The sequence below is a fragment of the Nitrospiria bacterium genome, from assembly GCA_036397255.1.
Lineage (GTDB): Bacteria > Nitrospirota > Nitrospiria > DASWJH01 > DASWJH01 > DASWJH01.
In genome coordinates this window covers 1-13,870 of sequence record DASWJH010000102.1, presented here as the reverse complement: position 1 = coordinate 13,870, position 13,870 = coordinate 1, and the positions used below count along the sequence as shown (strand labels likewise).

At 45.1% G+C, this 13,870-nt stretch carries 17 protein-coding genes; 4 read left to right on the top strand and 13 right to left on the bottom strand.

The window, feature by feature from the left end:
• From VGB26_13845 to VGB26_13795, 11 genes are all read right to left on the bottom strand, one after another.
• Positions 1–231, bottom strand: a 231-nt coding sequence (locus VGB26_13845; GenBank protein HEX9758860.1) for a transposase, incomplete at its 3' end; no start/stop codon positions are given.
• Positions 210–401 carry a hypothetical protein gene (locus VGB26_13840; protein ID HEX9758859.1) on the bottom strand — a complete coding sequence of 64 codons (192 nt, stop codon included), beginning with the start codon at positions 399–401 and terminating at the stop codon, positions 210–212. The genes VGB26_13840 and VGB26_13845, both read right to left, overlap by 22 nt.
• Positions 402–459: 58 nt before the next feature.
• The gene (locus VGB26_13835) at positions 460–1,056 is read right to left on the bottom strand and encodes a DsrE/DsrF/DrsH-like family protein (GenBank protein ID HEX9758858.1); all 597 of its coding nucleotides are present in this window, start codon (positions 1,054–1,056) and stop codon (positions 460–462) included.
• A gap of 5 nt (positions 1,057–1,061) precedes the next feature.
• A complete protein-coding gene (locus VGB26_13830) occupies positions 1,062–1,310 on the bottom strand; it encodes a sulfurtransferase TusA family protein (protein ID HEX9758857.1) in 249 nt (82 codons plus the stop codon).
• Positions 1,311–1,514: 204 nt separating this feature from the next.
• A complete protein-coding gene (locus VGB26_13825) occupies positions 1,515–2,540 on the bottom strand; it encodes a hypothetical protein (GenBank protein HEX9758856.1) in 1,026 nt (341 codons plus the stop codon).
• Between the two features lie 11 nt (positions 2,541–2,551).
• Positions 2,552–2,677, bottom strand: a complete 126-nt coding sequence (locus tag VGB26_13820; protein ID HEX9758855.1) for a hypothetical protein — start codon at positions 2,675–2,677, stop codon at positions 2,552–2,554.
• Positions 2,658–3,350, bottom strand: a complete 693-nt coding sequence (locus VGB26_13815; GenBank protein ID HEX9758854.1) for an iron-containing redox enzyme family protein — start codon at positions 3,348–3,350, stop codon at positions 2,658–2,660. The genes VGB26_13820 and VGB26_13815 overlap by 20 nt, the downstream gene beginning before the upstream one ends.
• Positions 3,351–3,369: 19 nt before the next feature.
• Complete coding sequence (locus VGB26_13810; protein ID HEX9758853.1) at positions 3,370–4,032, bottom strand: PCP reductase family protein; 663 nt, start codon at positions 4,030–4,032, stop codon at positions 3,370–3,372.
• 94 nt (positions 4,033–4,126) lie between these two features.
• Positions 4,127–5,068, bottom strand: a complete 942-nt coding sequence (locus VGB26_13805; GenBank protein ID HEX9758852.1) for a P-loop NTPase — start codon at positions 5,066–5,068, stop codon at positions 4,127–4,129.
• A gap of 418 nt (positions 5,069–5,486) precedes the next feature.
• A complete protein-coding gene (locus tag VGB26_13800; protein HEX9758851.1) occupies positions 5,487–6,209 on the bottom strand; it encodes a DUF420 domain-containing protein in 723 nt (240 codons plus the stop codon).
• A gap of 15 nt (positions 6,210–6,224) precedes the next feature.
• Positions 6,225–7,280, bottom strand: coding sequence for a redoxin domain-containing protein (locus VGB26_13795; GenBank protein ID HEX9758850.1), 1,056 nt, complete (start codon positions 7,278–7,280; stop codon positions 6,225–6,227).
• Between the two features lie 266 nt (positions 7,281–7,546).
• Here VGB26_13795 and VGB26_13790 point away from each other — a divergent pair, with 266 nt between their 5' ends.
• From VGB26_13790 to VGB26_13775, 4 genes are all read left to right on the top strand, one after another.
• The gene (locus VGB26_13790) at positions 7,547–8,542 is read left to right on the top strand and encodes a beta-ketoacyl-ACP synthase III (protein ID HEX9758849.1); all 996 of its coding nucleotides are present in this window, start codon (positions 7,547–7,549) and stop codon (positions 8,540–8,542) included.
• Positions 8,543–8,623: 81 nt separating this feature from the next.
• Positions 8,624–10,822, top strand: coding sequence for a ribonuclease R (gene rnr / locus VGB26_13785; protein ID HEX9758848.1), 2,199 nt, complete (start codon positions 8,624–8,626; stop codon positions 10,820–10,822).
• A gap of 8 nt (positions 10,823–10,830) precedes the next feature.
• Positions 10,831–11,160, top strand: a complete 330-nt coding sequence (locus VGB26_13780; protein HEX9758847.1) for a tetratricopeptide repeat protein — start codon at positions 10,831–10,833, stop codon at positions 11,158–11,160.
• A 76-nt stretch (positions 11,161–11,236) separates the two neighbouring features.
• Positions 11,237–11,563: a 4a-hydroxytetrahydrobiopterin dehydratase gene (locus tag VGB26_13775; protein HEX9758846.1), complete on the top strand. Its 327-nt coding sequence runs from the start codon at positions 11,237–11,239 to the stop codon at positions 11,561–11,563.
• Between the two features lie 57 nt (positions 11,564–11,620).
• Here VGB26_13775 and sfsA read toward each other — a convergent pair whose 3' ends face one another.
• Together sfsA and VGB26_13765 are read right to left on the bottom strand one after the other, a co-directional pair.
• Complete coding sequence (sfsA, locus tag VGB26_13770; GenBank protein HEX9758845.1) at positions 11,621–12,313, bottom strand: DNA/RNA nuclease SfsA; 693 nt, start codon at positions 12,311–12,313, stop codon at positions 11,621–11,623.
• 144 nt (positions 12,314–12,457) lie between these two features.
• Positions 12,458–13,678, bottom strand: coding sequence for a diguanylate cyclase (locus VGB26_13765; GenBank protein HEX9758844.1), 1,221 nt, complete (start codon positions 13,676–13,678; stop codon positions 12,458–12,460).
• Positions 13,679–13,870: the final 192 nt, after the last annotated feature.

Here is a 13,870-nt window from a genome sequence, read left to right as displayed (position 1 = left end):
CCTCATAGTTCGGGAAAGATTGGCTTGAGGGGTTTGCATTAACAAATGATAATGATTATTTAACAAGCAATAGGCAAGAATCCGAATACCCCACATTTCATGGCATTCAGAAAGAAGTTCCAAAAAACACTGTCTATCTTTTCGGTTCGTAAAAATTCCCCGGTAGGCAAGGCCTCGGTTCATTACATGATAGTAGGCACCGGGGAATTCTATCCGTAGGGGACGGGACATGGCAAAGGTTTATCAAATTCTCCCACTTGAGTCAAGAGCAGATTTGACCCCTGTTTCTGTTTCCCCTGTTTGACCCCTGTTCTAAACCACCCCACGGGGAGATCATTATAGGTCCACACCACGAGGAAGGGTCCTACGATGATGATTCCCCAGAGGATGATAAAAAACATAGACACCCTCATTGATCCTAGTGAAAATCTGTTTAAACCAAAAGGATATTTTTATGATTTAAATAAAAAGGGAGATATCAGAGTCTTTTGCGTAGGAAAGGAAGGTAGCGGCACCGACCGGTTCCGCTAAACCATCGATCAGATCGGAATATTTAATTCCCATCATCTCCATGGTCATATTGCAAGGCCAAAGGGTCACCCCGGTCTCTTTTGCCAGATTAAGTAGTTCCGGAACAGAAGTAATATTTTTCTTTGAAATGGTTTTCTTCATCATCACCGTTGCCAATTCAGTCATCCCCGGAAGTGCGGAGATGATATTGGGCATCGGCATGGGGGTGGCGGGATTTCCCAACGGAACAAATTTTAAAGTTTCGGCAGAACCCTTTTTCAAAATATGCAACCCGAAAAAGGTGAAGAAAATGCCGACTTCCATATTCAAGGCAATGGCCGTGGTAGCGAGTATGAGAGGCGGATAGGCCGCTTCCAGGGTTCCTTTAGATACGATTATCGCAAGCCGCCCTTTTTTTTTGGTTGGTTTTTTCTCCAGAATGGAAAATAGTTTGGTTTTAGCCCATTCCTCAATCCGCTCGTCCACCAGCCCTTTAATTTTTTCTTCAAGTGCGGGGTCTAAACCCTCTTTTAGTTTTGGATCCATTTTTCTTAGTCTTCTTTCCTGATGTAATAGAAAAAAACCCCGTTTTCCTCTTTGGATGAAATTAATCTGTTTCCGGTTTCTTCTATAAAAGCGGCCATATCGGGTTTGGATCCTTTATCCGTTGCAATCATTTCAAGGATTTGACCTGGTTGAAGGGAATCTACCGCCAACTTGGTCTTCACGATGGGAATGGGACAGGAAAGCCCTTTGCAGTCCAGGGTTTTATCGGGTTTTAGTTCATCCGTAGAGGTCATTGTTTCCTTATCTCAAAGGGATGTTTACAAAACTCATTATCTATTGATTATTCCTCCAAAGTCAAACCACAAAAAAGGGGATAAAAAAAATATTGTTTGTCTGGTATGTCCAGGCTTAAATTAAGCAGTGGGAAAAAATTCTGGATCCCCGCTTAAGGCCTGCGGGAATGACGGATAGGATCTTCTTATTTCAAAAGGAAATTCCTAACTGCTTGTTTTGGATGGGTCGGATTTTTCGTCGGATTTATCAACGGAGAGGTGGCCGCCTTCCTTGAGGTAACTTCTAAAACGGCCCATGAGCTCTTCACCCAAAACCCCCACCTGGGGTTTGTGGGTCATATATTCCTTGATCTCGGCCAATCTTTTTTCGGCTTGGTCATTGCCTTTCAGGCGTTTGACTTTTTTCTGGGCTTCTTCAAAGGCATCAAAGGTGAGTTCTTTGAATCCCAACTTACGGATACGAAGGACCGCTTTCATCATGGCCTCATTACGAAAACGGGTGAGCATATCCGAATTGATTTCTTTGGCCCCCTCTCTACGCGCCCGCCGTTCCGCGGCTTTTTTGATTCCGCTTCTTACAAAATCAGGGGAGGTTTGTAACCGGTCCCACGCTTCTGGATTCCATTTGATTTCTTCCAGAGGGGTTTCCCAAACTGTGGTCAGAACCTCCTCGGTCATTTCCTTAAACCCTTGGGACCTGGCCAAATCCTCCGCGTCATGCTTGAGCATCTGCTGAACAAATTCGGTCGCCATGGGAGGTGTATTTTCAATTTTTTTATTGAGCTTGGCCATGGCCCCTTCCGTCCATTTCATCTCCTCACGGGGAGCCTCTTCTATCTCTCCCAAGGCCTCAACCTTCTCCAAAAGCTCCACATTGACTTCCATGTGGCCCCGTTCCCGGGCAATATCCTGGGCAATTCTCTTGACCATGGACTGCATGAATTCTGGAACGTCCGCTAATTTTTCTTTTGCGGCTTTGGTCCAGGGCAACTGCCCCTGCAGCATCGCATCGGCAGCTTCTTTGAGGTCATCGGCTCCGCCCATGCCCCCCATGGCTTCGTTCTTCCACTGGGTGAGCATCTCTTTCGTGATGGTGGTAACCCCTTTTTCCTTCGCCCTTTTCTCCGCCAACCGCCTGACCATCCCCCTTAAGAAAAACGGGGCTTTCTCCAGACTTTGAAGGGCGTCACCTTCCCAAATGATATCCTCATTTTTTGAGCTGCCAAACATGATGAACTCCTCTAATGATATTCCTGGATTCCCGTTTCCACGGGAATGACGCCAGTTTTTTTTCCCACCTCTGGATTCCCGCCGATGAGGGAATGACAGGCTTTTTTAAATTCGATCCTAACAAGCCATTTTTTCAAAGACGACCCGGTCGAGGCCGTCCCAAAAGATTTTCCTTGCTTCCAAGGAACGCATGACACCTTCTCGAACTTTTTCCTGTCCCTCCGTGGTTTGGACATGACGGAGAATCAGGGTATTAAAAACTTCCGCGTGCTCTTTGTCTTCCACGATATGCATGGTGAAATATTCCATGTCCTCATTCATAATCTTGGCGTTCTTAAACCCTTTGACCAGGTAACCAAACATGATCGGAATCGAGAATTCATGACCCGGCCCGATGGCCCCTAATCCGGTCCGAAAGTCCTCATCGCGGGTTACATCCATATGCATTTGAATAAAAGAGGATACCTCCGGCAACAGTTGGGTTCGGCCAAAGGCTTCTTCCTCTAAACCCAACGATTTTAAAAACTTCCGGTAGAGCGCGGGGTGGCTTCGAAAGATCGTATGCTGGCCGAATTCGTCATCAAATACGGAACGGAGCAGAACACCAGCATCGGGGTCTGGAATGCGGGGAAGAAGGTTGGTCATGTAGTTCACAAAAATCCTGACCAACTGGTAATGCTGTAAACCGAACCGTTGAAGCTGATCTAAAGACAGTGGTTCTTTGGAAAACCGTTTTAAGAAAGGATGATGAACGGCTTCATGAGCCTCCACCTCCTTCTGCAACCGAACAATAAATTCCTGGGCGTTCATGGACAATTCGCTCGAATCCTTACATCGTCATAAATTGACCGAATTTTCCTTTGGACTCATCCATGATGACCTCATCAACCGTCTCAACACCTTTTTCCCGGGCCAAGCGTTCAATCTCCAGTTTGGCCATGGGACGTATAAATTCTGGAATATTGTTAAGCCTTTGCTGTGCTCCCGGGGACCAATTCATTCCGCCGTTGTCACCTTTGGATTCCTCAATGACCGCCGGTGTGACCACCTGAAACCCTTTATTTCTTGCATAGGCCTCAACCCCGCTTTTCACCATGGGCCGGATAAAATCCGGAATTTTCTCCATACGATCCAATGCTTCCGATGTCCAGTTCAGAGGTTTTTGAGCCTCCCCGCTTCCCATCCCCGCCAACATGGAGGAAAAAGGACAACTGCCTGCTTCAGATTTTGCGGCTTCCGCCGGTTGTGGCTGAGCGGAAACGGATTCTTTCAAAGTTCCCCGGGTCAATTCAAAAGGCGCTGGGGTATCCGTTCGTCCGCCGATTTTCACTCCAAGGGCGTTCACCAATTGCGTTTCCCCCGGATTGGTTACCATGGAAAACCGGCCCCCGCACTTTGGACATTCAAACATGACCCCGAGGGAGTCCTCTCCTGGTTTTTCGACCTTTTGAAATAACATGAAGGATTCACATTTCATACAAACAAATTTCATTTTAAATTTCCTCCTTATTTTTCAAACATAAGAATTCATTTTTAAATTTCATTTTCCAAAAAGGGTTCCACCCCCCTCCTTCATCCACCTCTTCTTAAAGGGGAGGAGATGCGGAAATTGCTTTTGAAGAGGCCTTTACCTGAATATTGAGTTGATCCGAAATTTTTCGTGTGATGTTTTGGAATCGTTGAACAATGGGCTCCGATTCATCCTGAAGGGGAACGCCTTTATCACATGCCGCCGCCAACTTCTGGTTAAAAGGGATTTTCCCCAGTAAGGTCACACCCGTCTTCTTGCATAACTCCTCGATATTTCCCTCAAACAAAGGGCTTTCGGTTTTACATTCCGGGCATAAAAAACCGCTCATATTTTCAACCACCCCTAGAACATGAAAACCCACATCCCGCGCATAAACCAAAGATTTTTTTACCACATCGGCTGAAACCTCTGAAGGGGTAGTCACCACAACCGCACCATCCAATTCAGGGATAAACCCAATGATGGCGGGCGGTTTATCGGCGGCCGCTCCGGGAGGAAGGTCCGCCAGGAGAAGATCCAATTCTCCCCAGACGATATCTCCCAAAAACTCCCGAATCACACTCATTTCCATCATCCCCAGCCATACGGGTGAGAGCTCCATTGAACCTTTCCAACGAACCGGACTGTCGGGTTTTAAAAAAAACTCCATGGAGGCTACCTTAATACCCAATGGACCCACTGGAGGAATCGCACCCTCTTTCGTAAACTCAAACTGCTGCCCCTTCATCCCAAGCATTAATGGTATACAGGGCCCATTCAGGTCCACATCCAAAATCCCAACCCGGAGACCCTGACGGGCAAATGCCAAGGCGAGATTAATGGTGGTCATGCTTTTCCCCACCCCGCCTTTTCCGCTCATCACCACGATTTTTTGGCGGATTCTCCCCATCCGGGTTTTAACCTGAATGGTTTGATCCACGATCTGCTTCATAACCTGGGCGTCATCGGGGTACTGCAATTTGCTCAAAATGGATTTTAGATCTTTTTGAGGAGCCATTTTTCTTTATTTCCTTTAAATATTCCACGTTTTAGAAAAAGCGTATTATATGCCAAATTCCTGTTCTAATTCAACAAAATTCCCCATCAAAATTTGATCTCCAATATAAGGTAAAATAAAGGAATTTATCCATGCAAAAAATGGCTTCCTCGAATTAAGGTAAGGTTATAAAATCCTGCTTTCAAAGGGGGAAAAGCACAAAAGAATTAAAAATAGGACAAGATACTGGGACTCTCTAAAAGGGGAAAATGCCCAGGCTTACTTCTTGTTAAGACAAGAAATTATTGTTAAAAATTCCCCTCTTTGGCAAAGGGGGTAAGGGAAGATTTTATTACCATAAAATCCTCCTTTTTCAAAGGAGGGCTACCGGGGTCCCTTTCTTAAATAGGAGGAAAATAATAAGGTTTAAGAAAAATTCTCAACTATGTATTGGGGGATAAGCCACATACAACAAAAAGTAAGTAATGGCAGTGGTAAACAGGGCTACGACATACAAAACCATGGTAAATGTTCCCAGAAGCCGGTGCCGCCTCTCTCCGTCAGGCAAGGCCCTTTCGATAAACCGTTCAAGACCAAGAACCAATGCCACTAAAAGAAACCCTGAAAAATAAACCCAAAACTTTCCCGCTGTAAAACCTGTTTCGGTGCTTAAACTTCGGGACACGAAAACCAAAATAAAAACCCCAAAGGCCCAAATGGAAATTTTAATCAACGTCTTTTGGTGTACCTTCAGCTCACCCGCCTTAAGGACCATTTCCTGCCCCTTCCGCTGTGCCACCCGGTATCCTAAAATGATCATATAAACCGCCATAATAATCCCCACCGAGACCACTGCTACATGAAGGGTAAGGAGCGGGCTGAAAATCCAATCGTACAAAAACTTGGAACCCCCGAATCCTTCTTTCCCTTCCGCGGCCAGTGCCCCTAACCCCCTGCTAAGGTAGTAAAAAACAAAATAACCCAACATGGCAATCATGGCCCAGAGGGTAATTGTATGATGATGCCTCCCTTTTGCTTTTCGCGCTTTTTGCCAGCCCATAATAAACAACACCGTAAAACCAACCGCCAACAAAAAGCTAAGATCCGCACCAATTGTTCCGTATGTTCCTAAAAAGCCAGGCCGATTCAAAAAGGCTTCCATACTACCCTCCTGAGATTAACCAAAGGTAAACGTATAAGCTTCCAACCCTTTTCTATCTACTTTAATGGTCAGTGTGTGCTTTCCGTATCCGTCCCGACGGTTATGAATCAGAGAATAAAGACGCCCTTCTCCCACGGAAAGCCAACTTCGATTTTCGGAGTCGAAGTGAATATCTTCACCCGCCTCCTGGGGGTCTAAAGGTTCATCATCTAATAGAACTTCCACCAGTACCTTTCCCCCGGGAGCACCCGCCACCATATTAACCGATTTAGCAGTATAATTCAGGATCAATTTTCCTGCTTGATGGCCCTCAAACCTGGCAAAATCGTCCTTCACAGCCCATAATCCCACCAAATAAAAAAGGTTGTCTCCGATGGATTCAGGCTCTTTAAATTCTCCCTTTCCCCCAACCCTTAAACCCCGGGGATTCCCAAGAAATTGATTCCGGTGAGAACCGATATAGATCTCCGGTGTTTGAATCCGCTTATGCTCAACCGGTTCTACAAAAACCTGAGTCTTCGTCTCATCTAACTGATAATGGGCCTCTAACAAAACGTTTCGGATCATATCTTCGGTTTCCTTGTAACCCCCTTCACCGATTTGCTCAAAACGGATATTTCCCCCGGCATCAATTAAATATTTATGGGGCCAATAGGTGTTGGAATAGGCTTTCCAGGTCTTCTTTTCATTATCCAAAGCCACAGGATACCGGATTCTCAAATCATTCACCGCTGTTTTCACCCGTTCACTGGCTTTTTCAAAATTAAATTCGGGGGTATGGACGCCTATGATAACCAGACCCTTTTCCCCATATTTATCATGCCATGCATTTAAGTAAGGAATGGTCCTCAAACAGTTGATGCAGGAATAGGTCCAAAAATCAACCAAAACCACCTTGCCTTTCAGTTCATTGATGCTCAAAGGTTTTGAATTGATCCATGCCTGAATTCCCTGGATCTCCGGAGCAACCCCCCGTCGAGCCTCTTCATCCACTAAAAAAATCAATAAAAAGGGGCTTGCCGCGATACATAAAATGATTAAAAAAGGTGGGACCCTGCGTTTGTTTTTCAAGCAGAACCTGAATTCTCCTAGGCACAAAACTCTAATTCTATTGAACTCCCTGACTGGGAGTCATTATAATAGCACATTATAATCTAGAAAATATTGGCAATTCAAGCCCGTTTGCCCCATGATGAATCAAAACGGATTAACCTTGTTTCCCTTCTGGCAGTAGGAGCCCGAAAGAGTGATTTCCTGAACCCATTTCTGATTAAGTCGGTAACCATCAGCGTGATCGGAGGGGTTATCAGGATTTTCCTTTTTGGGAAAAAACACTTATGAAAATAATTCATTCCACCATCGCTGGAACCGGTTCCTACCTTCCCGAAGATAAAATTTTAAACAGCTCACTTTTAGAAAACACAGGGCTGGATGATCAAGGGATTCAAAGACGGACCGGTATCCGCGAACGGAGGAAAGCCAACCCTCAAGAGGCTTCATCTGATCTCGCCACCTACGCGGCTCAAGAAGCCCTTCATTCGGCTAATATTGATTCTTCCATGATCGATTTTATTATTTTATCGACCACCTCTCCCGATATGTTTTTCCCCGCAACGGCCTGCCTCGTTCAAAGAAACCTTAAAGCCCGCCATGCTTCCGCCTTTGATATTTCCGCTGGCTGTTCCGGATTCCTCGTGGGCCTATCCATTGCAGACCAGCTATTGAAGAACCCGAAAGTGAAAAATGTTTTGGTGATTGCATCGGAAGTCAAAACGCGATTTGTTAACCCAAAAGACCCAACAACCGCAATTATTTTCGGGGATGGGGCCGGTGCAGCGGTCATCCAAAAAAGCCAAAATTCATTCGGGCTTATATCCCTGATCATGAAAAGCGATGGTCAATACGGAGATTTAATTAAAATTCCTGCGGGAGGTTCCCGATGCCCCACCACTTCAGAGACCCTACGAACAGGACAAAATACCATTACCATGAGGGGTGCCTCTTTATTTCGTGTCGCCGTGGAAAAAACCGTCAGTGTGATCACAGAAATTTTGGAGAGAAATAAACTTTCTGTTTCCACTCTTTCCTATGTGGTGTTGCACCAGGCCAACCTTCGGCTCATCAAAGCCATCTCGAAAAGACTTAAATTCCGGGATGAACAACTGGTGGTTTCGCTGGACCAGATCGGAAATACATCCTCATCCTCGCTTCCAATCACACTTGATTTTCTCGTAAAAAGCAGGAAACTCAAAGGAAGAGAATGGATTCTCCTGTCAGGTTTCGGAGCGGGCCTCACCTGGGGAGCCGCCTTGATTCAATGGCCAGAAAAATAACTGTTTTTCCTTTCCCCCAGGTTAACCAGGGAATATAATGGATGTTTAAATCCATTACTCAATTCTCAAAGAGGAAACTAAATGCAAGAGTCCTTGTCACAAAATAAGCTTCTGACCTTCTTTCGGGAACAGGTAACCCATCCCCTTCTTCTAGAAGAACTGATTCAACGGTTTCCCACACCCGAAAATGAAATTCAAACCTTAAATACAGACCTTCAAAATCTGGTCTCAAAGGGTGTCTTGGTTAAAACGCGGGAGAACCGCTTTGGCCTACCCAGCCGGATGAACCTCATCATCGGTAACCTGCAGGGCCATGCGGATGGTTACGGCTTCGTCATATCGGAGGAAGAAGGAGAAACAGATGTGTTTATTCCTGCCCGTGCCATGGAGGGAGCCATGCATGGGGATCGGGTGATTGCAAGGTTTGAAAAACCTTCCGTTGCAGGAAAACGAGAAGGTAGAATTATTCAAATGCTGGGGAGGGCCAGGACTGATTTGGTAGGCCGTTTTGAAAAAAACAAAAATATCAACGTGGTGGTTCCTCAAGAGAAACGGATATCTCAGGTGGTTTATGTTACACCCCGAAACAGTCTTCATGCCCGGGATGGCGACATGGTCATTGTTAAAATCCTGCAGTACCCCAGCAAAAAACGAAACCCCATCGGTTCAATCACAAAAATTTTAGGGCACCATTCAGACGCCAGGATTGATTCGGATCTGATCATCGAAAGCCACGGGTTGCCCAAAACCTTTCCTCACGAGGTTCTTAAAGAAGCACAGGGCCTTCCTGAAAAGGTTCAAGAGGGGGCCGTTCATACCCGAAAGGACCTCCGGAATTTGATCACCGTAACCATTGACGGCGAAAAGGCCAAGGATTTTGATGATGCGGTTTCCGCTCAACGTCTCCCGGACGGCCTGATTCGGCTTTGGGTCCATGTTGCAGATGTAGGTCATTATGTTCCGTGGAACGGGAACTTGGATCAGGAGGCCTTAAAAAGAGGAACGTCCATTTATTTTCCTGACCGGGTCGTTCCCATGTTTCCCGAAAAACTTTCCAACCAAATTTGCAGCCTGAACCCAAACGAAGACCGTTTAACCCTGACCTGTGAAATGGACTTTGATACGAACGGTACCCGGACATCCTATCAGGTGTACGAAAGTGTCATTTTAAGCAAAGCCCGAATGACCTATACCCAGGTCAAGGAAATCCTTCAAGGAAAACCCTGGCCTGAACATTCTCAGTCAAAAAACATTATCGCCCTTCTCCAAATTCTGGAAGATTTATCTCAACGGCTTCACCAAAAGCGTCGGCGGCGAGGGAGCATCGACTTTGATTTGCCCGAACCGGAAATTATCCTGGACCTTCAAGGACAGGTATCGGATATCCTCCGTCAGGAGCGAAATATTGCCCACCGCATCATTGAAGAATGCATGTTGGCGGCCAATGAAACCGTTGCAGAACATTTAACCAACCTTCAAACACCAATGGTTTTCAGAATCCATGAAGAACCCGATGCAGATAGAATGAGAGATTTTAACGAATTTATTCAGCCTTTTGGCCTTTACCTGAAGGGAATCAATAAAATAAAACCTAACTCCCTTCAAAAGCTTCTGGATCAAGCCAAAGGCACTCAATATGAAAAACTCATTAATCATGTCCTCCTTCGTTCAATGAAGCAGGCCCGTTATTCCACAGAAAAAAAAGGCCACTTCGGACTGGCTGCAGAGCATTACACCCATTTTACCTCCCCTATCCGGCGCTACCCTGATTTAATTGTTCACCGCCTCCTCAAAGAGGTATTGTCCAACGGAGCCCTCCCCTCAAAAAGAATAAAACACCTGGAGGAAATTCTTCCCGGTATTGCCAAACAATCCTCTGAAAGGGAACGGGAAGCCATGGAAGCCGAACGGGAAGTGATTGATTTTAAAAAAGCCAGGTTTATGTTGGATAAAATTGGAGAAGAATTTGATGCTTATATTACAGGGGTAACCAACTTCGGGTTTTTTGTGGGACTCCAACTTTACTTTGTTGAAGGGTTGGTCCATATGACTTCTCTGCATGACGATTATTATTCGTATGTTGAAAAACAACATGCCCTGGTGGGTGAACATCAACGAAGGGTCTTTCGATTGGGTGATGAAGTTCGGGTCCGGGTGGAACGGGTGGATATCGATCAGCGCCGGATTGATTTTTCTCTGGTAGATATGAAACAACAGGGGGAAAAATCAAAAAAAAGAAAAAAACCCATAAAAATGAGAAAACGAAAACACCACCCTTAAAAAAACAGATGGCCTCTTCTAAAATTTCCCAATTCAAACAACTCACGGAAATTGACCCCAGCGAAGCCACCTTTTTTGGGTTGGGACGAGCGTACATGGAGGAAGGATATTTCGAAGATGCTGCAGATGCTTTTTATAAAGCCATCGAAAAAAAACCAGATTATACGGCAGCCTATTTGCAACTGGGAGAAGCCCTCCAACATTTGAATCAAATAGAAAAGGCCATATGCGTATATGAAAAAGGGATCACTGTGGGAGAACAGACACATAATGAGATCCCCAAAATTAAGATGGAAAAAAGAATAAAAAGATTGCGAAGAAATCAGAAAAGCACCTAAATGGCTTCTTCTTATTAAACCAATGAAAGAACCCCTAACCCAAAATGAAATGAGGGTTTATAAAAGGAGGGAAAAAATGTCAGGCCTTGCACAAAAAAAATGTATTCCATGTAAAGGAGGGGTTCCCCCCCTTAAAGGAAAGGCCCTTTTAGATTTAAACCAACAGCTGGAGGGCTGGGAAGTGGTGAAGGAACACCACTTGGCAAAAAATTATAAATTTTCAAACTTTAAAAACGCATTGGATTTCGTTAACCGAGTAGGAGAAAAAGCCGAAGAAGAAGGACATCACCCTGATATTTTTTTGGCGTGGGGGCAGGTGGGAATTACCCTCTGGACCCATAAGATTGATGGCTTGACCGAAAGCGATTTCATTATGGCTGCGAAAATCGATAGGGTTCTTTAGGAAAAAAGAGGCCCCATTTGGAGCCTGGTAAGACACCCACCATTTCCCAAGCCTTAATCAAAGCCGAAACGGGAGCGTTCCATTAATTTTTATCTCTTTGGGACTTACCTTTGTACCACACACCAAAATCTCCACCCCTTTTTGGTGGGCCTCCCGAAGACTCTTGCCATAAATCGGGTCAATGTGATCCGCAGGCATAAACATCCTGCAATCCTCTCTTTGCACCACAAAACAGATCACCGCCCTATTTCCCTTTTCCTTTAATTTTTGAAGGGTTCGAAGGTGTTTTGTTCCCCTCTCCGTCACCGCATCCGGAAAATAGGAGACATTTTTTTCACCTAATGTAACGTTCTTCACCTCCAGGTAACATAAATTGGCCCCATTGGATAAAAGAAAATCAAGGCGACTGTCCATCACCGGAGCTTCCCGTCTCACATCGGAATAACCCCTTAAAGCGGAAATTTTTCCGGCATGAATTCCTTCTTCAACCAATCGGTTGGTTAAAAATGTATTCACTCCGACCCATGTTTTTCCCACCCTAACCAATTCCCAGGTGTAGGGGTACTTCCTTTTGGAGGGGGGGTGTTGGGAGAGAAACACACGGCTTTCCGGTTTCGAACACCCTAACATGCCTCCCGTGTTGGGACAATGAGCCGTAACCTTTCTCCCATCAGTTAAACGGATATCTGCTAAAAATCGTTTGTATCTTTTTAACAAAATGCCCGGTATAAGAGCTTTTTTGAATATCACTTAATACATCCAGGGGGAGGACACAAAGGAATTTTTCCCCAAAGTAGGGTTTTCACCAAAAAAACAGAAGTTTATCAAAATATTTTTTTAAATACCAGATGTAAGGAGGAAAGATCTAAGAAAGGTCTTTAGACCGGTTAAAAATTATCGACCCATTACCAGAGAATGACCAAAAAAGGTATTCCTACCCTGTTCCTTCGCACGATACATCGCCATATCGGTATTTTTTAACAGGGTTTCCGCATCTTGTCCGTCTACTGGAAATAAACTGATACCAATACTGCTGGTTATTAGAATTTCCTGCCCTTCCAGAAAATAGGGTTTGGCCAATTCACGAGTTATTTTTTTGGCTATATTTTGGATATCTTCCACCCGAGCGATATCAGCTAAAACCACCGTAAATTCATTCCCTCCCAAACGGGCAACAGTATCCCCATCCCTCACACACTCCGTTAAGCGTTGACCCACCGATTTCAAGAGCAAGTCCCCCACCTTATGGCCAAAGGAGTCGTTGACCTTTTTAAAGTGGTCCAAATCAAGAAATAAAACCCCCACATTCCGATGATTCCAGGGTGCACGGATTAATCCCTGAGTTAAACGATCGATAAACAATGCCCTGTTTGGCAATTGGGATAACGGGTCATGGTGGGCCTGGTGCGAAATTTTTTCTTCTTCAATCTTGCGATTCGTAATGTTTCGAAAAACACACACGCTACCCCTTGTGATCCCTTTTCCATCTTTTAGTGGCCTTCCCGTAAAGGAAACCCAAAAACCTTGAGAAGCTTTGGGAGGTTTTAAATAAAACTCTTCGTCATCAACTTTTTTTCCTTGAATCCCCTGGATCATGGGCAGGTCTCGTATTGAACAGGGGGTTTTCTTATCCCCCAAATAAATGCCAAAACACCGGGGCCATTTCTTTAACGGGACTTTTTCGGGGCTCTCTCCAAGGATCTGCTCCGCCGCTTTATTCCAATGGACATATTTTCCCCTTTCATTAACGACAACCACACCATCACCAATGTTTTTCAATATAGACTGGAGAATGTTAGTCTGATCTCTCAATGCATCCTCGGTTTTTTTCCGTTCGGTTATATCCCGAATAGCACTGGTGATGAGAGTCCCGGTTTCCGTTTCGAGGGGGCTTAGGCAAATTTCAGCTGGAAACTCACTACCATCCTTCCTCAATGCGTAGAGGTCTCGCCCCTCCCCCAAGGGTCTGACTCGGGGGTTGGAAATAAACCGGCGACCGAAACTGGCGTGCTCTGAACGGAACCGCGCGGGAACGAGGATTTCAATTTTTTGTCCAATCAGTTCTTCGCGGTTATACCCAAATAACCGTTCGGTCTGGGAGTTGACTAAAACAATTTCTCCCCTAAAACAGAGATAGAAGCTTCAAGAAAATGAAAAAGCCCTCTTGGTATTAGGGTTTCGGGTGAGTATACTACTCACCTGATAGGTGAAACCTTAACCACCAAGGAGGGCTGAGGCGATGATACGGCAAACCGTATTTTCATTCAAGCTAGAAAAGACACAGGAGACCCTTACGGCCCATGGGGG

Coding starts and splice junctions, on each gene's coding strand:
- VGB26_13840 (HEX9758859.1), bottom strand. CDS start 401: ATGTTTTTTATCATCCTCTGGGGAATCATCATCGTAGGACCCTTCCTC.
- VGB26_13835 (HEX9758858.1), bottom strand. CDS start 1,056: ATGGATCCAAAACTAAAAGAGGGTTTAGACCCCGCACTTGAAGAAAAA.
- VGB26_13830 (HEX9758857.1), bottom strand. CDS start 1,310: ATGACCTCTACGGATGAACTAAAACCCGATAAAACCCTGGACTGCAAA.
- VGB26_13825 (HEX9758856.1), bottom strand. CDS start 2,540: ATGTTTGGCAGCTCAAAAAATGAGGATATCATTTGGGAAGGTGACGCC.
- VGB26_13815 (HEX9758854.1), bottom strand. CDS start 3,350: ATGAACGCCCAGGAATTTATTGTTCGGTTGCAGAAGGAGGTGGAGGCT.
- VGB26_13810 (HEX9758853.1), bottom strand. CDS start 4,032: ATGAAATTTGTTTGTATGAAATGTGAATCCTTCATGTTATTTCAAAAG.
- VGB26_13805 (HEX9758852.1), bottom strand. CDS start 5,068: ATGGCTCCTCAAAAAGATCTAAAATCCATTTTGAGCAAATTGCAGTAC.
- VGB26_13800 (HEX9758851.1), bottom strand. CDS start 6,209: ATGGAAGCCTTTTTGAATCGGCCTGGCTTTTTAGGAACATACGGAACA.
- VGB26_13790 (HEX9758849.1), top strand. CDS start 7,547: ATGAAAATAATTCATTCCACCATCGCTGGAACCGGTTCCTACCTTCCC.
- rnr (HEX9758848.1), top strand. CDS start 8,624: ATGCAAGAGTCCTTGTCACAAAATAAGCTTCTGACCTTCTTTCGGGAA.
- VGB26_13780 (HEX9758847.1), top strand. CDS start 10,831: ATGGCCTCTTCTAAAATTTCCCAATTCAAACAACTCACGGAAATTGAC.
- VGB26_13775 (HEX9758846.1), top strand. CDS start 11,237: ATGTCAGGCCTTGCACAAAAAAAATGTATTCCATGTAAAGGAGGGGTT.